Annotated in this window: 25 protein-coding genes; 24 read left to right on the forward strand and 1 reads right to left on the reverse strand. The window is 36.3% G+C overall.

All coding sequences use genetic code 11. From position 1 onward, the window contains the following. The first annotated feature begins 40 nt into the window (after nt 1–40). The 23 genes from DF947_RS07455 (at nt 41) to DF947_RS07565 (ending at nt 21,225) form a co-directional block, all read left to right on the forward strand. On the forward strand, nt 41–943 hold the full coding sequence (locus DF947_RS07455; protein WP_109929062.1) for a PstS family phosphate ABC transporter substrate-binding protein: 903 nt from the start codon (nt 41–43) through the stop codon (nt 941–943). Nucleotides 944–1,092: 149 nt separating this feature from the next. After that, nucleotides 1,093–2,802, forward strand: coding sequence for a tetratricopeptide repeat protein (locus DF947_RS07460; protein ID WP_109929216.1), 1,710 nt, complete (start codon nt 1,093–1,095; stop codon nt 2,800–2,802). A gap of 82 nt (nt 2,803–2,884) precedes the next feature. Further along, the gene (locus tag DF947_RS07465) at nt 2,885–3,256 is read left to right on the forward strand and encodes an NADH-quinone oxidoreductase subunit A (RefSeq protein ID WP_109929063.1); all 372 of its coding nucleotides are present in this window, start codon (nt 2,885–2,887) and stop codon (nt 3,254–3,256) included. A 182-nt stretch (nt 3,257–3,438) separates the two neighbouring features. After that, on the forward strand, nt 3,439–3,981 hold the full coding sequence (locus DF947_RS07470; RefSeq protein ID WP_109929064.1) for an NADH-quinone oxidoreductase subunit B: 543 nt from the start codon (nt 3,439–3,441) through the stop codon (nt 3,979–3,981). Further along, nucleotides 3,981–4,481, forward strand: coding sequence for an NADH-quinone oxidoreductase subunit C (locus DF947_RS07475; RefSeq protein ID WP_109929065.1), 501 nt, complete (start codon nt 3,981–3,983; stop codon nt 4,479–4,481). The genes DF947_RS07470 and DF947_RS07475 overlap by 1 nt, the downstream gene beginning before the upstream one ends. Before the next feature lie 3 nt (nt 4,482–4,484). Next, entirely contained in the window at nt 4,485–5,699 is a 1,215-nt protein-coding gene (locus DF947_RS07480) for an NADH-quinone oxidoreductase subunit D (protein ID WP_109929066.1), read from the forward strand. Continuing rightward, nucleotides 5,692–6,204, forward strand: a complete 513-nt coding sequence (locus DF947_RS07485) for an NADH-quinone oxidoreductase subunit NuoE family protein (RefSeq protein ID WP_109929067.1) — start codon at nt 5,692–5,694, stop codon at nt 6,202–6,204. The genes DF947_RS07480 and DF947_RS07485 overlap by 8 nt, the downstream gene beginning before the upstream one ends. 74 nt (nt 6,205–6,278) lie before the next feature. Further along, complete coding sequence (nuoF, locus tag DF947_RS07490; protein WP_109929068.1) at nt 6,279–7,646, forward strand: NADH-quinone oxidoreductase subunit NuoF; 1,368 nt, start codon at nt 6,279–6,281, stop codon at nt 7,644–7,646. Nucleotides 7,647–7,734: 88 nt separating this feature from the next. Next, a complete protein-coding gene (locus DF947_RS07495; protein ID WP_109929069.1) occupies nt 7,735–8,274 on the forward strand; it encodes an ORF6N domain-containing protein in 540 nt (179 codons plus the stop codon). Nucleotides 8,275–8,346: 72 nt separating this feature from the next. After that, nucleotides 8,347–9,357 (forward strand): 2Fe-2S iron-sulfur cluster-binding protein, encoded by a 1,011-nt coding sequence (locus DF947_RS07500; RefSeq protein ID WP_109929070.1) that lies wholly within the window; start codon nt 8,347–8,349, stop codon nt 9,355–9,357. Further along, the gene (nuoH, locus tag DF947_RS07505; protein ID WP_109929071.1) at nt 9,357–10,394 is read left to right on the forward strand and encodes an NADH-quinone oxidoreductase subunit NuoH; all 1,038 of its coding nucleotides are present in this window, start codon (nt 9,357–9,359) and stop codon (nt 10,392–10,394) included. The genes DF947_RS07500 and nuoH overlap by 1 nt, the downstream gene beginning before the upstream one ends. Nucleotides 10,395–10,396: 2 nt before the next feature. Continuing rightward, a complete protein-coding gene (locus DF947_RS07510) occupies nt 10,397–10,900 on the forward strand; it encodes a NuoI/complex I 23 kDa subunit family protein (protein ID WP_109929072.1) in 504 nt (167 codons plus the stop codon). A gap of 110 nt (nt 10,901–11,010) precedes the next feature. Then, complete coding sequence (locus DF947_RS07515) at nt 11,011–11,514, forward strand: NADH-quinone oxidoreductase subunit J family protein (RefSeq protein WP_109929073.1); 504 nt, start codon at nt 11,011–11,013, stop codon at nt 11,512–11,514. Then, a complete protein-coding gene (nuoK, locus tag DF947_RS07520) occupies nt 11,514–11,843 on the forward strand; it encodes an NADH-quinone oxidoreductase subunit NuoK (RefSeq protein WP_039472993.1) in 330 nt (109 codons plus the stop codon). Before DF947_RS07515 ends, nuoK begins: the two co-directional genes overlap by 1 nt. A gap of 20 nt (nt 11,844–11,863) precedes the next feature. Further along, on the forward strand, nt 11,864–13,756 hold the full coding sequence (nuoL, locus tag DF947_RS07525; protein WP_109929217.1) for an NADH-quinone oxidoreductase subunit L: 1,893 nt from the start codon (nt 11,864–11,866) through the stop codon (nt 13,754–13,756). Between the two features lie 20 nt (nt 13,757–13,776). Beyond that, nucleotides 13,777–15,234, forward strand: coding sequence for a complex I subunit 4 family protein (locus DF947_RS07530; RefSeq protein ID WP_109929074.1), 1,458 nt, complete (start codon nt 13,777–13,779; stop codon nt 15,232–15,234). Nucleotides 15,235–15,242: 8 nt separating this feature from the next. Then, nucleotides 15,243–16,616: an NADH-quinone oxidoreductase subunit N gene (locus DF947_RS07535; RefSeq protein WP_109929075.1), complete on the forward strand. Its 1,374-nt coding sequence runs from the start codon at nt 15,243–15,245 to the stop codon at nt 16,614–16,616. Between the two features lie 47 nt (nt 16,617–16,663). Next, complete coding sequence (locus DF947_RS07540) at nt 16,664–17,317, forward strand: DedA family protein (RefSeq protein WP_109929076.1); 654 nt, start codon at nt 16,664–16,666, stop codon at nt 17,315–17,317. A 7-nt stretch (nt 17,318–17,324) separates the two neighbouring features. Next, the gene (locus DF947_RS07545) at nt 17,325–17,876 is read left to right on the forward strand and encodes an inorganic diphosphatase (RefSeq protein WP_109925859.1); all 552 of its coding nucleotides are present in this window, start codon (nt 17,325–17,327) and stop codon (nt 17,874–17,876) included. Next, nucleotides 17,876–19,303 (forward strand): hemolysin family protein, encoded by a 1,428-nt coding sequence (locus DF947_RS07550; protein ID WP_240615331.1) that lies wholly within the window; start codon nt 17,876–17,878, stop codon nt 19,301–19,303. The genes DF947_RS07545 and DF947_RS07550 overlap by 1 nt, the downstream gene beginning before the upstream one ends. 9 nt (nt 19,304–19,312) lie before the next feature. Further along, nucleotides 19,313–20,017 (forward strand): 16S rRNA (uracil(1498)-N(3))-methyltransferase, encoded by a 705-nt coding sequence (locus DF947_RS07555; protein ID WP_109929077.1) that lies wholly within the window; start codon nt 19,313–19,315, stop codon nt 20,015–20,017. Between the two features lie 119 nt (nt 20,018–20,136). Beyond that, nucleotides 20,137–20,721, forward strand: coding sequence for a DUF4159 domain-containing protein (locus tag DF947_RS07560; protein ID WP_167398003.1), 585 nt, complete (start codon nt 20,137–20,139; stop codon nt 20,719–20,721). A gap of 3 nt (nt 20,722–20,724) precedes the next feature. Further along, nucleotides 20,725–21,225 carry an acetyl-CoA carboxylase biotin carboxyl carrier protein subunit gene (locus tag DF947_RS07565; protein WP_109929078.1) on the forward strand — a complete coding sequence of 167 codons (501 nt, stop codon included), beginning with the start codon at nt 20,725–20,727 and terminating at the stop codon, nt 21,223–21,225. Between the two features lie 56 nt (nt 21,226–21,281). Here DF947_RS07565 and DF947_RS07570 read toward each other — a convergent pair whose 3' ends face one another. Then, the gene (locus DF947_RS07570; RefSeq protein ID WP_109929079.1) at nt 21,282–22,943 is read right to left on the reverse strand and encodes an SUMF1/EgtB/PvdO family nonheme iron enzyme; all 1,662 of its coding nucleotides are present in this window, start codon (nt 22,941–22,943) and stop codon (nt 21,282–21,284) included. Between the two features lie 250 nt (nt 22,944–23,193). On the opposite strand from DF947_RS07570, the gene DF947_RS07575 reads away from it, so the two are divergent. After that, a complete protein-coding gene (locus DF947_RS07575; protein ID WP_109929080.1) occupies nt 23,194–25,779 on the forward strand; it encodes an AsmA-like C-terminal region-containing protein in 2,586 nt (861 codons plus the stop codon). Nucleotides 25,780–25,898 lie beyond the last annotated feature (119 nt).

Here is a 25,898-nt window from a genome sequence, read left to right on the forward strand (position 1 = left end):
TGTAAGACTATTAAGCCTGGGTAGGCGAGACTAATCATTGATGAGAAATATCCTTTTTATATTTATGTTGCTCGCTTTAGTTTCTTGTAAACGTAAAGCAAAACCCGAAGCGGTAAAAGAAACGCGAACCAGCGGAACCTTAAAAATATTAGTTGATGAAAGTGTTGGTCCTATTGTTCAAGAGCAGATCGGTATTTTCGGACTAGATTATCCACAGGCAAAATTTGAAACCATAATTAAGCCCGAAGAAAAATTATTGCCAGCTTTCTTAAACGATAGTGTTAGAGTAATTGTTCTGCCAAGAATGCTTACCAAACAAGAGGAAAAATACTATAATCAACGCAACATTAAAATTAATACATCACGCTTTGCTGTAGATGGGATAGCATTAATTACAAATCAGGGCAATATAGATAGCACAATTACCGTTAAAGAAGTTATAGATATCTTACAGGGAAAAGGTTCAGATAAAAAATTGGTCTTTGATAACGCTTATTCAAGTACCTTCCAATATTTTAAGCAATTGGCTAATATTAGTCAATTTCCGGCTCAAGGTGTTTACTCGAAAAGTTCTAGCAATGAAGTAATCAAGCTGATCGCTCAGGATAAGAGTTTTATAGGTGTTTTGGGAATAAATTGGATTACGGATCGAAATTCGAATATGACTGAGTATTTAAGCCAAATAAAAACGCTTGGTGTAAAAAACTTAAAAGGCAAGGTAGGAGATGATCAGTTTTATAAACCAACCCAAGATAATCTGATAAATGGAATCTATCCTTTCCTTAGAAACGTAAATATTATAGATTGTGAAGGAAGAGATGGTTTAGGCACAGGATTTGCAACATGGTTAAGGAGCCAGAGAGGACAATTAATTGTACTTAAATCCGGACTGGCGCCGCACAAATTAATGCCGAGAGAAATTAACTTAACAAAAGAAAAATAATTTATAAATTGAACCACGAAGTATTAAGTAAAATACTTCATATTTAGAGATAAGAAATTACCAGGTGAAGATTGAGAGAGCAACTAGAAGAGAAAAGAACCATGGCTCAATCAATATTCATTACCATTAAAAAACAAAAATTAAATCCAATGAAAATTTCAAAGAAAGCAATAACCTTAAATGTAGGTTTAGTGTTGATGGGTTCTGCAGTTTTTGCTCAAAATTTAAACGACGCGAAAAAAGCCATTGACGCTGAACAGTATCAGAAAGCATCATCAATGCTTAAATCATTGGTGAGCTCACAAGCAACAAATGGCGAAAATTATTATAACCTTGGTTTGGTTTACCTAAAAACCGGTTATATAGATTCGGCTAGAGCAGTTTTTACTAAAGGTGTTACTGCCGATGCTAAAAACAACTTAAACTTAATTGGTTTGGGCGAAGCGGATATGTTATCTAACAATCCAACATCAGCAAAAACAAATTTTGATAAAGCCGTAGCTTTAGCGCCAAAAGATTATAAAACTTATTTAAATATTGGTAAAGCATATTTGGCACAGGATAAACCAAGTGAGGATGTGTCTAAACCAGATTTTACTAATGCCTTGGCTAACATCACTAAAGCGGATGAGTTAGATTCTAAAGATAAAGATGCAGATGTTTTCTTGGCGCAAGGTGATGCTTATGCATTGCAAAAGAAAAATTCTGAAGCATTAGGTCCATATATGAGAGTTGGTGATGTTGATCCAAACAACAGACGAGCCAAAACTCAAATTGGTAAAATGTATAAAGAATCAAGAGCTTTTCCAGAAGGCGAAAAAGAATTACAAGATGTAATTGCTGCTGATCCAAATTATGGCCCTGCTTATCGTGAATTAGGTGAGTTATACTTACAATGGAGCAGCTTTGGTACCGATCAGGAAAAAGCAAAGAAAGGTATTGAGAATTATAAAAAATATATGGATTTGACTGACAAATCTTTAGAATCTCAATTACGTTACGCTCAATTCCTGTTCTACGCTAAAGATTTCCAAACGTTAGAGCAAGTAGCTTCGAGTATGCAAGTTCCGGCTAACGATCCGAAAGGCATTGTAGTCGCTAGATTAAAAGGATGGTCTGCTTATGAGAATAAAAACTATCCTCAAGCATTGACTTATTTAACTGAATTCTTCTCGAAAGAAAAAGATAAAACAAAAATTTTAGGTAACGATTATCTTTATTTGGGTAAATCTCAGTTAAAAGCCGGTCAAGATAGTTTAGCAGTAATGAATATTATCGAAGCGGCTAAAATAGATTCAAACAATGCTGATGCATTAGCTGAAGCTGGCTTAGCCTTAATGAAAGCTAAAAAATATGCTAAATCTGCTGAAATTTATAATCTTGCAATTAAATACAATCCTAATGGTAAAGGTTCATTAACCAACTACTACTATTTAGGTCAAACTAGATTTTATGAATCTTATTTCTTGCAAAAAGATAAAAAACCTTTAAATACTGCAGGTTTAGTTGAAGCAGATTCTGCTTTAAGCCACTTGAATAAAGTATCTCCTGATTTTGCTTTAGGTTATTTTACAAGAGCAAGGATTGCTAACTTAATGGATGATAAAACAAGTCCAAAATATGCTTCAATTCCTTTCTTCGAAAAATACATTAGCTTAGTTAAACCAGAAGAGGCAGCAAGTAATAAAAATAACCTTGTAGAGTCTTATGATTATTTAGGCGCATATTACGCAGATAAGGATAAAGCAAAAGCGATCGATTTCTTAAACAAAAGTATCGCACTTGATCCAGCTGGTCCATTTGCAACAGCTAAATTAAAAGAGCTTCAGGCTCCGGCAGCAAAAGGAAAAGGTAAATAATAATTCAAATTAATAATTTAGAAAAGGCAGAGTTTGGTTACTCTGCCTTTTTCTTTTACTTTTGCATCAGAAAATAAAGATTATGCAAGCGCAAAGTTCAGCTATAGATTTTTTACCAATTATATTTCAAGTAATTGTTGCCTTAGGTTTTGTTGTGACCACATTACTAGCAACACATTTTTTAGGCCCAAAACGCAAAACTAGCGATAAGCTGGAAACTTTTGAAGCTGGTGTTAAATCTATTGGTAATGCCCGTCAACCATTTTCAATTAAATATTTTGTAGTTGCAATCTTATTTGTATTGTTTGATGTTGAGGTTATTTTTATGTATCCATGGGCAGTTAATTTCAGAGCTTTAAAAATGGATGGAATGATCGAAATGTTCATCTTTATGGGTACGTTATTACTTGGATTTGTTTACGTAATCAAGAAAAAAGTCTTAGACTGGAACTAATTCTAATTGCGTGTTAAGTGTTGAGCGTTATCTAACTGATTAATCAAACGTTCAACTTATTACATACAATACGTAACTAATTTAGAAAGGTTCTAAATCGACTTAAGCTAGTTTATTTGCCTTTAAAATATTGTAAATTTGTTGCTCATTCTGCAAAGGGATGAGCATTTTTTGTTTATAACATGAGTGAAATTAATATAGTTGATGCGCCTCCGGGAATAGAAGGATCTGGTTTCTTTGCCACTTCAATGGATAAAGTTATCGGTTTGGCTCGTTCAAATTCATTATGGCCTTTACCTTTTGCAACCTCTTGTTGCGGAATTGAGTTTATGGCTACCATGGGTTCTCACTACGATTTAGGTCGTTTTGGTGCAGAGCGTTTGAGTTTTTCTCCTCGTCAGGCTGATGTTTTAATGGTTATGGGTACCATCGCTAAAAAGATGGCTCCGGTATTAAAGCAAGTTTATATCCAAATGGCAGAGCCACGTTGGGTTATGGCTGTGGGTGCATGTGCAAGTAGTGGAGGTATTTTTGATACCTATTCTGTTTTGCAGGGTATTGATGAGGTTATTCCTGTGGATGTTTACGTTCCAGGTTGCCCGCCAAGGCCAGAAGCAATTTTAGATGGTTTCCAGCGCATTCAGGATTTGGTGAAAAACGAATCCGGCAGAAGAAGAAACTCTGATTATTACAAAGAACTTTTAGGTCAATACGGCATTAAATAATGGAAGAAACGACTCTAAACAACAATATCCTTGCAAAACTTAGCGATAAGTTTGGTGAGAAAATAACGGCTGTTTCTGAACCTTATGGCTTGCTAACTTTTGTAACCACTAAAGATGTTATTGTAAACGTATTATCGTATCTAAAAGGCGAACTAAAATTTAACTTCTTAACTGATATAACCGCTGTTCATTATCCAGGTAAAGATCACGGTATTGCTGTTGTGTATCATTTACATAATATGGTAGAGAAAGCAAGGGTTAGAATTAAGGTTTTTATTTCCGAGCAAAATCCAACCATCCCAACCGCCACCACAGTTTGGAAAGGTGCGAACTGGATGGAGCGTGAAACTTATGATTTGTTCGGAGTTAAATTTGAAGGCCACCCAGATTTACGCCGTATTTTGAATATGGATGATTTAGGTGTACACCCTATGCTGAAACAGTATCCATTGGAAGATCCGAACAGAGTAGATAAAAAAGACGAATTTTTTGGAAGGTAACATATGAATCATAACCATCCGGTATTTACAGATAACGACCCGCAAAGTGAGCTGGTAACCTTAAACTTAGGCCCAACACACCCTGCAACCCATGGCGTTTTTCAAAACGTTTTGCAATTAGATGGTGAGCGTATTGTAAGTGGAGTTTCTACAATTGGGTATATCCACCGTGCTTTCGAAAAGATTGCCGAGCATCGCCCATTTTATCAAATAACCCCACTTACCGATCGTTTAAACTATTGCTCATCACCTATTAACAATATGGGATGGCACATGACGGTTGAGAAATTGTTGAATATCAAAATGCCAAAACGTGTAGATTATCTTCGCGTTATCATTATGGAGCTTTCTCGTATCTCCGACCACATTATCTGTAATACGATTATCGGTCAGGATACAGGCGCAACAACAACTTTCCTTTACCTTTTCCAGTTCCGCGAGCACATTTACGAGATCTTCGAAGAGGTTTGTGGCGCTCGTTTAACAACAAATATTGGTCGCATTGGTGGTTTTGAAAGAGATTTTAACGAAATCGCTTTTACAAAAATCAATAAATTTTTAAAAGAATTTCCGGTTGCTTTAAGAGAGTTTGAAAATCTTTTAAGCCGTAACCGTATTTTTATAGATAGAACAGCTGGTGTTGCAGAAGTAACGAAAGAAACGGCGCTGGAATATAGTTGGACCGGCCCACTTTTACGTGCTACGGGTGTAGATTATGATGTTCGTGTAAGCGACCCATATTCTTCATATCAGGATTTCGATTTCGAGGTTCCGGTTGGAACAAGTGGCGATATTTACGATCGATACCTTGTGCGTAACGAAGAGATGTGGCAAAGTGTTCGCATTATTGAACAAGCCATAGAAAAACTAAAATCAGAGCCAAAAGGTATTTTTCATGCCGATGTTCCAGAATTTTATCTTCCACCAAAACAAGAGGTTTATAATAATATGGAGGCATTAATTTATCACTTCAAAATTGTGATGGGTGAAATTGATGCGCCAAAAGCTGAGGTTTATCACGCTGTTGAGGGCGGAAATGGTGAACTGGGTTTCTATTTAATTAATGATGGCGGACGTACACCTTATCGTTTACACTTCCGCAGACCAAGTTTTGTAAATTACCAGATGTTTGCGCCAATGAGCGAGGGTATGTTATTATCCGATGCCATTATCAACATGAGTAGTATGAATATTATTGCAGGAGAATTAGATGCTTAAAGTAGAAGAACAAACACCTGTAGTGTTCTCATCAGAATTGCTTGCCAAGTTTGATGATGTGATCACCCGTTATCCGGCAGATAAAAGTAAATCAGCTTTGCTACCATTATTACATTTGGTACAGGCAGAATTTCTTTGGGTAAGTACTTCGGCAATGGATAAAGTTGCGGAATACTTAAAAATTCAGCCGATTGAAGTTTACGAAGTAGCTACTTTTTATAGTATGTACTTTTTAAAACCACAAGGTAAGTATGCATTAGAAGTTTGCCGTACTGGACCTTGCTGTTTAGTAGGGGCTGAAAAAATATTAGATCACCTAGAAAGTAAATTAGGTGTTAAAGAAGGTGAAGTTACTACAGATGGCTTATTCAGCTTTAGAGGAGTTGAATGTTTAGCTGCTTGTGGTTTTGGTCCGGTATTACAAATTAGTCCGGAATATACTTTCTACGAAAACTTAACTACCGAGAGTGTAGATAAACTGATTGAAGATTTAAAAAATAAATAACCCCCCAGCCCCCTAAAGGGGGAGTTTAATACGAGGGGTAAAAGTCCCCTTTAGGGGATTTAGGGGTATAAAAAATGAGTCGCAAATTATTACTTGAGCATATTAACGTACCAGGCATCAATACACTTGAGGTCTATCGCCAAAAAGGTGGGTACCGTGCCGTGGAAAAAGCTCTTAAAACTTTAACACCTGAAGAGATTGTTGAAGAAGTTAAGAAATCTGGCTTACGCGGTCGTGGTGGTGCGGGTTTCCCGACGGGAATGAAATGGAGCTTTTTGGCCAAGCCAGAGGGTGTTGCACGTTATTTGGTTTGCAACGCTGACGAATCTGAACCAGGAACTTTCAAAGACCGTTATCTAATGACGTACATTCCTCATGCTTTAATTGAAGGAATGATTGTATCGAGTTTTGCTTTAGGTGCAAAGGTTTCATACATCTACGTTCGTGGAGAAATGATGCCTCAGATCCGCATTTTAGAAAAAGCAATTGCTGAAGCTAAAGCAGCTGGATGGTTGGGTAAAAACATTTTAGGATCAGGTTACGATTTAGAATTATATGTTCAGCCGGGCGGTGGTGCTTACATTTGTGGTGAAGAAACTGCATTGTTAGAATCACTTGAAGGTAAAAGGGGTAATCCAAGGATTAAACCACCATTTCCTGCTATTGCAGGTTTGTACGGTTGTCCAACCGTAGTAAATAACGTAGAATCTATTGCTGCAGTTGTGCCAATTATTAATGATGGCGGTGAAGAATATGCGAAAATCGGTATAGGAAGAAGTACTGGTACAAAATTAATATCAGCATCAGGTAACCTAGTTAAACCTGGTGTTTATGAAATTGAATTGGGCTTACCGGTAGAAGAATTTATTTATTCTGATGAATATTGCGGCGGTATTGCTAATGGTAAAAGACTAAAAGCAACGGTAGCTGGGGGTTCATCTGTGCCAATTTTGCCAGCCAACTTAACATTGAAATATGCAAACGGCGAACCTCGTTTAATGAGTTACGAATCTTTATCAGAAGGTGGCTTTGCTACAGGAACCATGATGGGTTCTGGTGGTTTTATTGCTTTTGATGAAGATCAGTGTATCGTTAGAAATACTTGGAATTTCGCCCGTTTTTATCACCATGAAAGTTGCGGACAATGTTCACCTTGCCGTGAAGGTACTGGATGGATGGAAAAAGTGTTGCATAAAATTGAGCATGGCTATGGTACAATGAGCGATGTGGATTTACTTTGGGACATTCAACGCAAAATCGAAGGGAATACCATTTGTCCTTTAGGTGATGCTGCAGCTTGGCCAGTAGCAAGTGCAATTCGTCATTTTAGAGATGAGTTTGAATGGCACATTAAGGAGCCGGTTAAGAGTCAACAACAAAATTATGGTTTGGCGAACTATGCTAATCCAATAGAAAAAGCTCCGGTTACGGAAGAGAAATAATTCTAAGGTCGCAATTTGCAACCTTAGAATTGCTTAACATAGAACTGGTCGCAAATTGCGACCACCTTGAAATAGGAAAAATTAAAATATGAGTAAAGATAAGTTGCTAGTAAAAATACCTGCTGAAATTATCCTCAACAAAATAATAGAAATAAGGGATAAAAAGGTAATGGTTGATAGCGACTTAGCTGAACTTTATGGTGTAACTACGAAAAGATTAAATGAACAAGTAAAACGAAATATAAAGCGCTTTCCAGTCGATTTTATGTTTCAAGTTACAAAAGAGGAGAAAGAAGATTTAATTCTGCAGTTTGAGCACTTAAATAAATTAAAGTTTTCTTCAGCCTTACCTTATGCTTTTACAGAGCATGGAGCTGTAATGTTAGCAAGTGTATTAAATAGTGAAAAAGCAATAGAAGTAAATATTCAAATTGTAAGGGTATTTACTGAGATTAGAGAATTATTATCATCAAACCTTAATTTAAGACTAGAAGTTGAAAAGATTAAAAAGAAAGTAGATAATCAAGATAAAAATATTGAAGTTATATTTAGATATTTTGATGAGCTATTAGAGCAGAAAGCACAGCCAAGGAAAGAAATTGGTTACAAAATCTCGAAAGAGAAATAAACTATAAAAAGAGATTGCTTCGTGCCTCGCAATGACGGCAAAGAGCATAAAAAATAAAGATTATCATTAACCATGAGTGAAAAAGTTAAGGTTACGATAGATGGGATAACAGTAGAGGTTGATAACGGAACCACTATCCTAAATGCTGCAAGGCAAATTGGAGGTGATATCGTTCCGCCAGCAATGTGCTATTATTCTAAGTTAGAAGGCAGTGGTGGTAAATGCCGAACCTGTATTGTTAAGGTAACAAAAGGCTCTGAAAAAGACCCACGCCCAATGCCAAAATTGGTTGCATCTTGCCGTACAACTGTAATGGATGGAATGGAAGTGTTGAACATCACTTCACCAGAGGTTTTGGAAGCTCGTGCCGGAGTTGTAGAAATTCTATTAATCAACCACCCGTTAGATTGCCCGGTTTGTGACCAAGCAGGAGAATGTGACTTGCAAAATTTAGGTTATGAGCATGGCTTACAAAAAACTCGTTACGAGTTCGAACGCCGTACTTTTGATCGTATTGATATAGGTGATAAAATTCAATTGCACATGAATCGTTGTATTCTGTGCTATCGTTGTGTTTTCACTGCAGATCAGATTACAAATAAACGTGTTCACGGGATTTTAAACCGTGGAGATCATTCAGAAATTTCTACCTACATCCAAACCGCAGTTGACAATGATTTCTCAGGAAATGTAATTGATGTTTGTCCTGTAGGTGCTTTAACCGATAAAACTTTCCGTTTTAAAAACCGCGTTTGGTTTACAAAACCAGTTGATGCGCATCGCAATTGCGATCATGAAAAGTGCAACGGTAAAGTAACACTTTGGTATAAAGGCGAGGATGTTTTGCGTGTTACGGCTCGTAAAGATCAATTTGGCGAAGTAGAAGAATTTATCTGTAACACTTGTCGTTTTGATAAAAAAGCAACTTCAGATTGGGTTATTGAGCATCCAACCCACATTGATGATACTTCGGTAATTGCATCAAACCATTACGAAACATTAAAACCTTTGCATGTTATCCAGCCAAATCAGGCTTTACAAGCAGCAAACGAAATCGAATTACATAAAACAGTTAAATACTAATGGATACAGGTTTTATCATAGAGAAATTTATTCTGGTAGCGGTAATTTTCGGTATCAGCTTGGTAATTGCCATGTATTCTACATATGCAGAGCGTAAAGTTGCAGCTTATCTACAAGATCGTTTAGGTCCTGATAGAGCTGGTCCCTTTGGTATTTTGCAACCATTGGCCGATGGATTAAAGATGTTTATGAAGGAAGAAATTATTCCGACAACATCAAGTAAATGGTTATTCATCGCTGGTCCGGGTTTGGCATTATTGTGTGCATGTATTGGTACTGCTGTTATCCCATGGGGAAGTCCAGTTTTAATTGCAGGTAAAGTTATTCCTTTACAAGTTTCTGATATTAATGTTGGAGTGTTGTACATCTTTGGTGTTGTTTCGTTAGGTGTTTATGGCGTTATGATTGGTGGTTGGGCATCTAATAATAAGTATTCATTGTTGAGTGCTATTCGTGCTGCATCGCAAAATATCAGTTATGAAATTGCTATGGGATTATCCATCATCGCATTGCTTTTAATGACCAATACACTAAGCTTAAAAGAAATTGTTGTTCAGCAACATGGTTTTAAATGGAACGTTTGGTACCAACCTCTAGGATTTATCATTTTCTTGGTATGCTCTTTTGCTGAAACGAACCGTGCCCCATTTGATTTGCCAGAGTGCGAAACGGAATTGATTGGTGGTTATCATACCGAGTATTCATCCATGAAATTAGGTTTTTATCTATTTGCAGAATACATCAACATGTTTGTATCATCAGCGGTAATGGCAACATTATATTTCGGTGGTTATAACTATCCAGGTATGGATTGGATTGCGGCACACTGGGGACCAACATGGGCACCGTTATTTGGTACTGCCATTTTATTTGGTAAAATATTCTTCTTCATCTTTTTCTTCATGTGGGTACGATGGACGATCCCTCGTTTCCGTTATGATCAATTAATGAATTTGGGATGGAAAGGTTTAATCCCTTTGGCTATTGCCAATATTATAATAACTGGAGTTGTGATTGCGATTATTGAGAAGTTTTAATTATGGAATCGTTAAGTAATAAGAAAAAGGTACTGGAACAAAAGCCGTTGAGCTTTATGGAAAGAATGTACCTACCTGCAATTATGAAGGGTATGGGTATAACCATCAGCCACTTATTCAAAAAAGAGGCTACTATACGATATCCAGAAGTAGAACGCGAGTTCTCTACAAATTTTAGAGGCATGCACTCGCTTAAACGCGATGAGAATGGCAAGGAACGTTGTACGGCTTGTGGTTTGTGTGCTTTATCTTGTCCAGCCGAAGCCATTACCATGATTGCGGCTGAACGTAAGCCAGAAGAAAAAGATTTGTATCGTGAAGAAAAGTATGCTGCAACTTATGAAATTAATATGTTGCGTTGCATTTTTTGTGGATTGTGTGAGGAGGCTTGCCCTAAAGAAGCGATTTATTTAGATGGGCCGATTGTTCCTGCCGATTATTTACGTAAAGATTTTATTTACGGAAAAGATAAATTGGTGGAAGCTCCATTGGAAATGAAAAAATAACTTTACCCAGTGCGTCATTGCGAGGAACGAAGCAATCCTAATGCGATAGACTTTAAATAATAAGATTGCTTCATGCCTCGCAATGATGGGGATTTTAAAATAACAAATTAATGAGTACACAAGTATTCTATTTCGTAGCCACATTAAGTATCATCTTTTCGCTGATGGTGATTTTTGCAAAAAATCCAATCCACAGTGTGTTGTACTTAATTCTTACCTTCTTTACTTTCACTGTGCATTATGTGCTTTTAAATGCACAGTTTTTGGCAGTTGTAAACTTTATCGTTTACATGGGGGCAATTATGGTTTTATTCTTATTCGTTTTAATGCTCCTTAATCTGAATAATGAAACAGAACCATCAAAATCTCCATTGATCAAAATTGTAGGCGTAATTGCAGGGGGTTGTTTAATGGTAACTTTAATCGGTTCCCTTAAAGCCACAACAATTTCAAGTCCATTAATTTTAAAAAATCCAGGTTTAGGTTTAGTAGAAAACTTGGGTAAAGAGCTCTTCGGGCCATTTTTATTACCTTTCGAATTATCATCTCTCTTGCTATTGGCTGCAATGGTAGGAGCCGTTTTATTATCTAAAAGAGATGAGGTAGAAGCATAATGGAAAATTTAACTACACAAATGGCAGGCGTTCCGCTAAATCACTACATCTATTTAAGTGCAATTATTTTCACTATTGGTGTAATTGGCGTATTAACCCGTAGAAATGCAATCGTAATCTTTATGTCGGTTGAGCTGATGTTAAATGCAGTTAATTTACTTTTAACGGCTTTTTCAGTTCACAGTAATGATCCATCAGGACAGGTTTTCGTATTTTTTATTATGGCGCTTGCCGCTGCTGAGGTTGCAGTTGGTTTGGCGATTATCGTAATGGTTTACAGAAATACGAAATCGATAGATATTAATGTTTTAAATCGCCTTAAGTGGTAAATATATAGTAGTAAATGAAAATAGAACAATTGATCTGGTTGGTTCCATTACTTCCTTTTTTAGGGTTTGTAATTAATGGACTGGGCAGAAAATCTTTATCTAAAGGACTTGTTGGTGTTATCGGAAGCGGAGTAATCTTAGCCTCTTTTATCATCAACCTAGTTATTTTCTTTAGTTTACAGGGCGATGCACAAAAATCTCACGAAGTATTTTTATTTGATTGGATAAGCGCAGGCACACTGCATATTCCACTGTCGTTTTTGGTCGATCCATTAAGTTCGATTATGCTTTTGATCATTACTGGGATAGGATTTCTGATCCACTTATATTCTACCAGCTATATGCACGATGATGAAGGTTTTGGTAAGTTTTTTAGTTACCTAAACTTATTTGTGTTCTTTATGCTTTTATTGGTATTGGGTTCAAACTACATCGTAATGTTTATAGGCTGGGAAGGCGTTGGTTTGTGTTCATATCTGTTAATCGGGTTTTGGTACACCAACAGCGCTTATGCATCAGCAGCTAAAAAAGCTTTCGTAATGAACCGTATTGGTGATTTAGGCTTTTTGTTGGGTGTATTCTTATTATTTAATTTCTTCGGAAGCGTTGAATTTTCTAAAATCTTCCCACAGGCTGCCAACATGCTGCCCGGTAATAAAACAATCGTTTTAATAACCATTTTGTTGTTTATTGGTGCCTGCGGTAAATCGGCACAGTTGCCATTGTTTACCTGGTTACCAGATGCAATGGCCGGGCCAACTCCAGTATCAGCATTAATCCACGCAGCAACCATGGTAACGGCGGGTATTTATATGATTGCCCGTTCGAGTGTATTATTCGATCTTGCTCCATTTACGCAAAATATCATCGCAATTGTAGGTGCTGCTACTGCATTAATTGCAGCGATCATTGCATTAACACAAACCGATATTAAAAAGGTATTGGCTTATTCTACTGTATCGCAATTAGGCTATATGTTTTTAGGCTTGGGTGTTGGGGCTTACACGGGATCGTTTTTCCATGTAATTACACATGCATTCTTTAAGGCATTATTATTCTTGGGCGCTGGATCCGTAATTCATGCCATGCACCACGAACAGGATATGCGCCATATGGGTGGTTTACGCAAAAAACTTCCAGTTACATTTTTTACCATGATGATTGGCACCTTGGCGATTGCAGGTTTGCCGCCATTCTCTGGTTTCTTTTCTAAAGATGAAATTCTAGCCAATGCTTTCGAACACAATAAAGTGCTTTGGGCAATTGGTGTATTTACGGCATTCTTAACAGCTTTCTATATGTTCAGAATGATGTTCCTTACTTTCTCCGGAAAATATAGAGGAACGCATCACGAAGAAAGCCATGTTCATGAGTCGCCAAAAGCAATGACTATTCCTTTAATTATTTTAGCTGTTTTAGCGGCTATTGGCGGCGCAATTAACGCTCCGGAGATTTTAGGGGGCAACGATTGGTTGGCACATTGGTTAACTCCAGTTGTAGCACAACATGAATTGGGTTTAGATCATTCAACAGAATTTATGCTCATGGGCATTTCGGTTGGGGCTGCGGTTATTGCATTAATTTATGCTTATACTAAATATGTAAAAGGAGCGCACGTACCTGTAGCAGATGAAGCACCGCGTTCTGCATTGGCAAAGTTGTCTTATAACAAATTCTATTTGGATGAGATTTACGACTTCTTAATTACTAAGCCTTTGGATGGCCTTTCCAAATTCTTCTACAGAATTATCGATACTAAATTTATTGATGGAATTGTAAATGGATTAGGTTGGAGTACCAATGAAGCGAGTAAGGGCATCCGCTTATTACAAAGTGGAAACGTAGGTTTCTATATATTTATGATGGTATTTGGTATCGTCGCATTGTTGTTATATACATTTTTATACATATAAAAAGGGTTCAAAATTAAATAATGGAACAACTTTTACTACTTATATTTCTTCCGCTCATAGGTGCAATAATCACTGCATTTACTGGCAAGTCGGCAAAAATAGCTTCTACTATATTTGCAATAGCTTCTTTAGGCTTGGCTTTGTTCATCGCATGCAATTTCATTCCTAATGCGAGCACTCAATTTGAGGCAAACCTACCGTGGATTTCAGATCTGGGCATTCGTTTCCATGCAGGTATAGACGGAATAAGCACGCTTGTGGTTTTACTTACAAACCTATTGGTGCCAATCATCATCCTATCAAGTTACAAACACGAATATAAAAGTCCTGCCGCGTTTTATGCCCTAATCCTTTTTATGCAAAGCGGATTATTGTTGGTATTTACGGCAATGGATGCATTCTTATTTTACATCGGTTGGGAAGCAGCATTAATCCCTATTTATTTTATTTGTGCGATTTGGGGCGGAAAAGATCGTATTCGAATCAATATGAAATTTTTCGTTTATACGATAGCCGGTTCATTGTTTATGTTAATGGGGATAATCTATTTATATCTTCAAAACCCAGCACATAATTTTGATCTGCAAGCTTTTTACGCCTTAAATTTAAGTGCTGATCAGCAAGGATGGATTTTTTGGGCATTCTTTATCGCGTTTGCTATAAAAATGCCAGTTTTCCCTTTTCATACTTGGCAACCCGACACCTATACAGCAGCGCCTACACAAGGAACAATGTTGTTATCGGGTATTATGTTAAAAATGGGGATTTATGGTGCAATCAGGTGGTTATTGCCAATTGTGCCTCATGGCGTTCAAGAGTGGGGAAATCTTGCAATCATTTTATCTATTATAGGAATTGTTTACGCATCGTTAATTGCATTTACTCAAAAAAACGCAAAACGTTTGGTCGCTTATTCATCCATTGCCCACGTTGGATTAATTTCAGCTGGTATATTCGCGTTAAACCCACAAGGTATGCAAGGTGCTATGGTGCAAATGTTAAGCCATGGAATTAATGTTGTAGGTTTATTTTACGTTTTAGATATCATCTTCTCTCGTGTTAAAACCAATAAGATTGAAGAATTGGGTGGTATTGCCAAAGCTGCTCCACAATTAGCAATCGTTTTCTTAATTATTATTTTGGGAACAGTAGCCTTGCCAGGAACCAATGGATTTATCGGTGAGTTTTTATTGTTAATGGGCGTTTATAATTATGGTATATGGGCTGCTGCAATTGCAGGATTAACCATCATTTTTGGTGCGGTTTATATGCTGAGAATGTACCAAAACGTAATGCTTGGTGAAACGAATAGTTTAACCATCACCTTTACAGATATTAAAGGAACCGAGAAATTGGTACTCTATACCATTTGCGTGTTAATTATAGTTTTGGGCATATATCCAAAACCATTATTGCACTTAACAGAGGCATCTGTACAACATTTATTAGAACAGGTAAATCAAAAATTAAAACAGTAACATAAGCAATGAATATTATTATAACGATTAGTATAACAGCTTTTTTGGTGCTTTATGCAGGTTTGTTTAAAGCAAATAAGGCATTATTACCGCTTACAGTTGTTGGCTTACTTACTGCACTAGGATTTACATTTTGCGCATGGAATGGTAATGCTGTTCATTACGGAATGATGCAGACAGATAATTTTGCTTTGGCATTTTCTGCTGTTTGTATCGTTGGCACGTTACTGATTTTTCTACTTACCCAAAACTATTTTCATTCAAAGAGTGATAACATAGCAGAATACTATACGCTAATTCTTTTCGCCCTTGCGGGGATGATTATGATGGTGTCTTACAAAAACATGGCTATGCTTTTTGTAGGGCTAGAAATTATGTCTGTAAGTTTATATATTCTCGCTGGGATCCGTAAAAAGGATTTTGCCAGTAACGAGGCTTCATTAAAATATTTTTTAATGGGTGCTTTTTCTACAGGCTTCCTATTGTTTGGAATAACATTAATTTATGGTGCTACAGGCTCATTCGATTTAGATAAAATTCAAGCTTATTTGGTTTCGAATCCACAAGCGGTTTCGCCAATTTTTTATCCAGGTGTTATTTTAATGATGATTGGATTGAGCTTTAAAGTCGGGGCGGCGCCTTTCCACTTTTGGACACCTGATGTATACGAAGGTTCGCCATCCTTAATCACCACCTTTATGAGTACTGTTGTTAAAACAGCAGGCTTTGCAGCTTTTCTACGATTATTTGCTGGTGCATTTGCCCCACTTCATGATTTTTGGGTTGTTCCATTAATCGTAATCGTTTGTTTAACGCTGTTTATTGGTAACGTTACTGCTTTATTTCAAAAGAATTTTAAGCGTATGTTAGCTTACTCCAGTATTTCTCACGCAGGATATTTATTATTCTCGCTTATTGTATTAAGTAAGAATTCTGAAAACAATGTTTTGGTTTATGCAACAGCATATACTTTTGCTTCTATCATTGCTTTTGCTGTATTAATATTAGTTAAACAAAAAACAGGGAGCGACAACTTTGAAAGCTTTAATGGACTAGGTAAAAAAAATCCACTAGTTGCTTTATCCTTAACTATAGCAATGTTATCTCTTGCCGGCATTCCATTAACAGCAGGCTTCATTGGTAAATATGTAATGTTTTTAAATGTAATGGGAGAGTATCAAACGCTCTTGGTTGCCTTCGCAATTTTAAATGCTTTAGTAGGTTTCTATTACTATTTTAAAGTTATTGTTGCCATGTGGTTTAAAGATGGAGCTGAAGTAGAGCTTTCTGCACCAGCACAATACAAGGTTGTTTTACTGGTATCCGTAGTAATCACAATAGTTTTAGGTATTTATCCTGCAATTATTTTAAACCTGATATAGGTATGCAGTTGTTTAATAATTATTTGTAGTTTTACGAATAATTGAATATGCACGATTTTTGGAATAACCTGCATCAGCTAATTGATCCCGAAAAATTATTGAGGGAGGGCGGTTTCTATCTCGTGATGTTTGTAATCTATGCAGAAACGGGCCTGTTCTTTGGCTTCTTTCTTCCCGGTGATTATTTATTGTTTTTAGCGGGAATGTTTGTAGCAACTGGTAAGCTCGATGTTAATATTGCTGTGCTTCTTGCCGGATTATGTATAGCTGCAATAATGGGCAACTTTACTGGATATTGGTTTGGACGCAAAACAGGACCGGTATTGTACACCAGAAAAGACAGTTTCTTCTTTAAAAAGAAATATTTAAAGGCAGCAGAAGAATATTATAACAAACAAGGTGCATTTGCACTTATTATGGGAAGATTTGTTCCGATTGTTAGAACTTTTGCACCGATTTTTGCTGGTGTAGTTAAATTAGATGTTAAAAGATTCGCTTTTTACAACATTGTTGGAGGCGTTTTATGGATCACATCATTAACCTTGCTAGGATATTTCTTAGGCAAACGATTTGAAAAACAAATTAACGATTATTTATTATATATTATTATTGGGTTTATCTTTATAACAACTATTCCATTATTAATTACCTTTGTAAAAAGAAAAGTAGTGAAAAGTCCGGAAGAGGATAAACAGATTTAAATTAAAAATGGCAAAAGACGATCATCACGCGTGGCATAGCGTATCTCCTGGTTCAAACCTTCCAGAAGTTGTAAACGCAATTATTGAAATTCCAAAAGGTTCAAAAGCAAAATACGAAATCGATAAAGAATCTGGTTTAATTAAGTTAGACAGGGTTCTTTTTTCATCAGTAATGTATCCGGCTAACTATGGCTTTATTCCACAAACTTATTGTGATGATAAAGATCCATTAGATATTTTGGTGCTTTGCTCTGTTGATGTTTATCCAATGACGTTGATCGAAGCAAAAGTTGTAGGTGTAATGCATATGGTTGATAACGGGGAACAAGACGATAAGATTATCGCTGTTGCCGCTCACGACATGTCAGTTAACTATATTAACGATTTAGATGAGTTGCCTCCACATCAAATGAAAGAAATTGTTCGCTTCTTTCAAGATTACAAAGCATTAGAAGATAAAAATGTTACCATTGAACATTTATTAGGTGTTCGTTATGCACACAAGGTAATTAGAGAAAGTATAGAACTATACAACACAACATTTAGAGAATTAGCATAATGGATTTACCCACGGTCTGTTTGTTTTTAAATTTTAAGTTAGGCGCAATATTATCATCCCCTACGCTTGCTCTTGTAGCTTTAGAAGAGCCTGATACTGGCTCAATCGGTTGGAGATTGTTTTTTGCGTTATTTTTGGTGCTATTAAATGGTTTTTTTGTTGCGGCAGAATTTGCAATAGTAAAAGTTAGGGCATCGCAGATAGAAATTAAAGCAAAAACTGGCAGTCGCGTTGGTAAAATGGCTAAGGGCATTATTCATAATCTTGATGGATATCTTGCCGCAACCCAGCTGGGTATAACGCTTGCATCCCTTGGTCTAGGTTGGGTGGGTGAAGGCGTTATGCACACCATTTTTAAAAATCTTTTCGATAGCCTACACTGGGGCTTCAGTGATGCGTTTATTCATTCCGCATCAACTGTTGTAGCCTTTTCGGTAATAACGATTATGCACATCGTTTTTGGAGAACTTGCTCCAAAATCCTTCGCTATACAAAGACCAGTTGCTACAACTTTATTTGTGTCGGTTCCACTGCAAATTTTTTATATTGTTTTTAGACCCGCAATTTGGACTTTGAACAGTTTGGCTGCAATAATTCTTAAACCATTTGGAATTGATACTTCTGGTGGCCACGAATCACTGCACAGCACTGAAGAACTTCAATATTTATTGGATCAAGGGAAAGAAAGCGGAGCTTTAGATAATAACGAACACGAGTTAATTAAAAACGTTTTCGATTTTAATGAACGTGTGGTTAAGAATATCATGGTGCCCAGAACCAAAATTTCAGGAATAGAATTAACAGCTTCAAAAGAAGAAGTAATCGATACCATCATAAAAGAAGGTTATTCCCGATTGCCTGTCTATGATGAAATTATGGATAAGATCGTTGGGATTATCCACGCAAAGGATATTTTACCATTGGTTATGTCTGGGAATCAAAACTGGACTTTAAGTGATATCATCCGCAAGCCTTATTTCGTTACAGAAACGAAAAAGATAAACGATTTAATGAGCGAATTACAGAGTAACCGCATTCAGATTTCGATTGTTTTAGATGAATTTGGCGGAACTGCAGGTATGGTTACCTTAGAAGACATTGTTGAAGAACTGGTGGGTGAGATTCAGGATGAGTACGATGAAGAAAAACCATTGGTAGAAAAAGTATCTGACAACGAGTTTATTGTAAATGCATTTGCAACCGTTTACGATGTAAATGAACACTTGCCTCACGATTTACCAGAGGATGAAGATTTTGATACAATCGGTGGTTTAGTTTCTCATGTTTTTGAACGGATTCCTGAGGTTGGAGAAAGTAATGAATCTTATGGTTATCTGTTTACCATTCTAAAGAAAACAGATCAAAATATCGAAACAATTAAGTTAGAATTGGTTATTAATAAAGGAGATATGGTTGATAATCACTAAATTTCAACTATGCATATTTTTTATACGCCAGATATAACCCAAAATACATACACCCTTAACGAAGAAGAGAGCAAGCACTGCATAAGGGTTTTACGCCTATCTATTGGCACCTTAGTTAATCTTGTTGATGGTAAGGGTGGATTCTATACTGCAGAAATCACATCCGACAATCCTAAAAAGGTAATTCTTTCCATTCAAAAAGTTGAAACCGAATTTAATAAGAGAAATCATTATTTACACATTGCTGTAGCCCCGACCAAAAATATCGACCGTTTAGAGTGGTTTTTGGAAAAAGCTACCGAACTTGGGATAGATGAGATTACACCAATTATCACAGATCGATCTGAGCGCCGTATAGTAAAAGAAGACCGATTGATAAAGGTAATCACCTCCGCAGTTAAACAATCTATAAAAGCCTATCATCCTAAACTAAATGATGCCATTTCTTTGGATTCATTTTTTAAGCAATCTTTCGATGGTGATAAGTTAATTGCACACTGTATAGATCATGGCGACAAAAAGTACATTTCTGATTTGGTCAAAGCAAAAGGAAAATATTTAGTGTTAATTGGTCCTGAGGGTGATTTTACCCAAAATGAAGTAAGTGAGGCTTTGAACAAAGGTTTTAAAGCCTTAACTTTAGGTAATAACAGACTTAGAACGGAAACCGCCGCATTGTCTGCCTGCTTTGAAATCAATTACCTTAACCGATAGCAAGTTTGAAGTTTAAAATTTTTAATTTTCAGTTTCTACAATCACGGACTTTGGGCCTCTGTCTTTTGGCCTTTAGCTTGTTGCTTTCTGCCTTTAATTCGTTTGCTCCTTCTTATAGAATGGCTAAATTAAAGTATAATGGTGGAGGTGATTGGTATGCAGATAGAACAGCTCTGCCAAATTTAATTGCTTTTTGCAATGCGAATCTGAAAACAAACTTTTATCCGGAAGAAAGTATTGTAGAAGTGGGAAGTAAGGAGATTTTCAATTATCCCTTTATTTATATGACGGGCCATGGGAATGTTGTGTTTAGTGATCAGGAAATTAAAAATTTAAGGCAATATTTAACCGGTGGAGGCTTTCTTCATATTGATGATAACTATGGCTTGGATAAATTTATTCGACCTCAAATGAAAAAAGTATTTCCTGAATTGAGTTTTCAAGAATTACCAGCAAACCATGCACTTTACAATCAGAAATATAAGTTTGCAGGTGGTTTGCCAAAAATTCACGAACATGATGGTAAACGTCCTCAAGGATTTGCACTTATTTACAAAGGCAGAGTGGTTTGCTATTATACATTTGAATGCGATTTAGGCAACGGATGGGAAGACTTTGGTACCTATCCCGAAGATACACAAGAAATCAGAACCAAAGCGCTTAAAATGGGCGCTAATTTAGTTCAATATGCCTTAACACAATAATACATGCACAAGGTAAAAGTAAACGATCGATTTGATTTCGAAATTGATAAAAAGGGAAAAGAACTTTTTGTTAATAACGATTTGTTGCAATTGGATTTAAGTCTTCTGGCTAACAATGCCACGCATGTTATTTTTAAAAATAAATCTTTCAGCACAGAACTTGTAGAAATCAACAGAGCAGAAAAAATCTGTACAATTAGAGTTAATGGCAATATTTACTCTATAAAAATTGAAGATCAGTTTGACCAGTTATTAAAGCAGTTGGGATTAGATAATTTAGCTTCGGCTAAAGTTTTAGAGATAATGGCACCAATGCCGGGTTTGGTTTTAAAAGTGAGTGTAGAAGAAGGAATGGAAATAAAAAAAGGCGATAATCTTTTAATTCTTGAAGCGATGAAGATGGAAAATATCTTAAAATCATCTACGGATGGAATAGTTAAAAAGATTTCTGTTAAGCAGGGAGATAAAGTAGAAAAGAATCAGGTACTCATCCAGTTTAAATAACTGGTTTACCGTGATAACAATAAAGGCCTCGATTTATCGAGGCCTTTATTGTTAGGTTATTTTCCTTTACTAACTCTGTAAGGTTTCGAAGGAGGTGTTTTAAATTGTCTTTTGCCTTGAGTGCTAATTTCAGGGGCACCAAGCATGGTCATTGCACATCTAAAACCAATCTCAGCAGATGATTCATCCTGTTGCAAGAAACGGCGAGTAGCTGGATTTAACCAATAAGCCATATCGTTCCAGGAACCACCTTTGTAAACTCTTGATTTATCGTTTACCAAAGTAACGCCTTCATCATTTAGCAATTTATTTTGTTTATCGCGGTATCCTCTCTCATCAGCTTGGTAAGATGTAACCTGTGCTGTTGGATCTGGAGATTTAGAAATAGAATCTGCTCTTTTTGCTAAAGCCTGTTTTTCTGCCCACGTTAATTTCTTTCCAGAATAGGCGTTTTGCTTAATAGGTTTACCATATTTATCTAAAGCAATTTTTCCATTTGCAGCATCAGAAAGTTGTTTGTCCTGAAATTGGTTACCACGATATGGGTTAAACGCATCAGCATTAGTAAATGTACCGGTACGGTAAACATCATTTACCCACTCGTTAACGTTTCCAGCCATGTTATACAAACCAAAATCGTTCGCTGTATATGAAATTACTGGAACAGTTAAATCACCCTTATCATTTAATGATCCACCAACACCCATATAATCACCAGGTGCTCTTTTAAAGTTGGCCTGAATCATTCCTCGGGTTTTTTTCTTTGCAGAGCTAACCCCTAAGCCATTCCAAGGATATATTTTATTTTGGTTAATGTTTTCGTATTCTGTATTTCCGATTAAACCCAAAGCCGCGTATTCCCATTCAGCCTCTGTTGGTAAGCGATAAGGTTGCATAATAACACCATCTTCTAATGTTGCATTTCTAGTTGGTTGCCCTTTGCCTCCTCTACCACCGGCAGCACCTACTGATGCGCCAGCTTTTGCATTATAATCTATCGGAGCATTCTTTCCTTTGTCATCATACTGGCCATTTAAGTAAGCATCCGTATTAAAAGGTTTGTCTGGTCTTGCAGTTGCAGCAGCTGTTGTAGAATTGTTGCCTTTACCAGATGTTCCACCAGCAAGTGTTTTGTAGTCTGTTAAAATTCCTTTTTCGCGAAGAATAAATTCATTCGCCTGAGAAGTTCTCCATTCGCAATAACGAGAAGCCTGTTCCCAAGAAACACCAACAACAGGGTAATCACGGTATGCTGGGTGGCGTAAATAATTATCTACATAAGGTTCGTTGTACGATAAAGCACTGCGCCAAACCAATGTATCGGGTAATTCGTTGTAATAATATTCACGATCTTCAGGATAACTTACTCTGATCCAATGTAAATATTCTAACCAGTCGGTATTGGAAACTTCAGTTTCATCCATATAAAAAGAAGGAACTGTTACCTGTCTTTTATAATTATAGATGTTTGGTTCAACACCAGCCACTTCAATTGCACTTCCACCAACAACCAAAACTCCACCCTCGATTGGAATTAAGCCTGGCCCTGGAGCGCGTTTGTATTTAGTCGCTACAGCAAAGCCCCCTGGAGTTTTGCTTTTTCTATCCGCATAAGGAATGCCTGTTTTGCTTGAAGCGTTTCCTCCTTTCGAACTGCAGCTAGAAAGGATGCTTACAAGAGATAGACAGGCAAAAGAATATAGTAATAGTTTTTTCATATATACTAGGGAATATAGCCCAAAGGCCATTCAAATGATAAAATTACGTAAATTTAAATGAATAATAAAGTTTGTTGTAACAAAATAGTGAATATATTTTAATCCCATAACGTATTATTATCTAACGTATTGTGTCTGTTTGGTTTTTGAATGGTTTTTTTCTTAAATATTTAACATTCAGTTACATAAATTTTGGAGCATTTATTGCCATGTTTACGCTCCAAACATTAATCTCGTAAAAAAATAAATCATGCTTAAAAAAGTTTCGATCGGTATTTTAGCGCTCTTTGCTATCTTATTCGTGGCTGCAGCCGTTATTCCCACTTTCTTTAAAAAGGAAATTGATGCCAAAATTAAATCTACAATAAATAAAAGTGTAAATGCTAAGGTAGATTTTAAGGATTTAGATCTTAGTTTGATTTCTACATTCCCCAATTTGGGGATAAAAATCAACAACTTGATGATAATTGGGGTAGACAGTTTTGCCAAAGATACTTTAGCAAATGTAAAACAATTGCAATTAAATGTTGATTTGCTTAGCGTTTTGAAAGGGGAGACCTACAAAATTAAATCGATTAACTTAGATCAGCCAAATATTCTAGCTAAGGTTTTAAAAAGCGGAAAAGCCAATTGGGACATTATGAAGAAAGATAGCGCTTCTTCAACAGCAGACACTGCAAAAACTGCTTTTAAAGTAGCATTACAAAAATATGCTATTGAAAAAGGGAGGATTGTTTATGATGATGCTTCGTTAAACTTTTTTATGGAAATAGATAGCTTAGATCATACGGGCAAAGGTGATTTTACACAAGATCTTTTCACTTTAAAAACACAATCTGATATCGAAAAGCTTACTGTTAAGTATGGTGGAGTTCCGTATTTAAATAAGGTCAAACTTAATGCAGATCTTCCTATTGATATTGATATGAAGAACATGAAATTTACTTTTGCTGATAATAAAATTCAACTTAATGAGCTTCTTTTATCTGCAGTAGGTTATTTGGCTATGCCAAATGCTAACGATATTGCAATGGATTTTAAGTTTGATGCCAAGCAGTCTGAACTTAAAAATTTCCTTTCTCTAATCCCAGCAATTTATAGCTCGAGTTTTAAGGATTTGGAAGCCACCGGAAAGTTTGCCATGAACGGAACAGCAAAAGGAACGTATAATGCTAAATCACTTCCGGCTTTTAACGTAAATTTATCAATAGAAAATGGTAAAATTAAATATCCTTCTTTGCCATCAGCAATTAATAACATTCAGGTTAAATCTCAAATATCCAACCCTGATGGTGTAATCGATCATACGGTAGTAAATGTTCCAGCTTTTCACCTGGAATTTGGGCAGGTTCCAGTTGATGGACGATTGCTCTTGAAAAATCCGACTTCTGATCCATTTGTGGATATGGCTTTGAAAGGAAAACTAGATTTAAAACAGCTTACTACAATTTTTCCAATGAAGGATATGACCTTGAGCGGAATTCTAGATGCTGATGTTCAGGCAGCGGGTCGCAAGTCTTCAATTGATAAAGGACAATATGAAGCTTTCAAAGCATCAGGACAGATGATTGCAAGCAACTTTAATTATGCTGGTAAAAATGTTCCGATGCCAGTAAGTGTTCCGACTGCTAAAATGGTTTTTAGTCCTAAGAACATTACCCTAAGTAATTTAACTGCAAAGGTTGGCAAAAGTGATTTTTCAGCAAATGGATCGGTAAATAATTACTTAAGTTATTTCTTTAAGAAAAACCAGGCACTGCAGGGGAATTTTAATTTATCCTCTAACCTAATTGATGTAAACGAGCTGATGGGGCCAAAAGTTAAACCGGATGAAAATACTAAGAAAAGCGATTCTAAGCTATCTGTTTTCGAAGTCCCAGGCAATATAGATTTTACTTTAGCAGCAAAAGCTGGTCGTGTTTTATATGATAATTATGATATTACAAATGCTAAAGGTGCTTTATTGGTAAAAAATAAAACGATCACCTTTAAGGATATGGGCATGAACATGTTGGGTGGAACTGTAAATATGAATGGATCTTACGCCACTATTGATCCAAAAAAACCTAAGGTTGATGTAGATTTCGGAATTGAAAAGATGGATATTCAAAAAGCTTTTGGAGCCTTTAATACGGTTAAGTTGCTTGCTCCAGTGGCGAAATTTACAAAGGGCGTATTTTCTACAAACTTAAAGTTCAATTCTGATTTAGACCAAAATATGATGCCTGTTTACTCCTCTATCAATGCATCTGGATTAACCAACATTATCCAGGCTGTATTGGATGGTTTCGAGCCTTTAAATAAACTGGCTTCTGCATTAAGTTCTGATAAGTTTAAAAAGCTAGAATTAAATAATGTAATTACAAAGTTTAAAATTGTTGATGGCCGATTGAATGTTTCTCCTTTCGATATTAAAAAAGAAGGAATTGTAATGAATGTTCAAGGATCAAATGGGTTAGACCAAACGATGGATTACAATTTGGGATTAAACGTTCCCAGAGCAATGCTGGGTGCAAAGGCAAATGAAACCGCAAATGCAATGATTGCAAAATTAAATAGCAAAGTGGGCACAAACGTGAGCATGAGCGAAACCATTAAGGTAAATGCAGTATTAGGTGGAACAATTCTAAAACCTACGTTAAGCTTGAAATATGGGGCTGGCGATACAAAAACTGCAGCTAAAGATGCGGTAAATAATGTAATCGCAGAAAAGAAAGCCGAATTACAAACTAAAGCTCAGGCTAAGGTAGACACAATAAAAGCCAAAGCAACTAAAAAAGTTGAAGATGCGATAGCAGATAAGCTTAATGGCTTTTTCAAAAAGAAAAATAATTAAGAATATTTTGTGTTATGCTAATCAACCTGCTTTTGGATTAGCATAGCACATTAATGGTTTATTTTACTTCTCAACAATCCAAAGTGTAAGAATGAAATACAGGTTTTATGCCGTCTAAA

Source organism: Pedobacter paludis, from assembly GCF_003173575.1.
GTDB lineage: Bacteria > Bacteroidota > Bacteroidia > Sphingobacteriales > Sphingobacteriaceae > Pedobacter > Pedobacter paludis.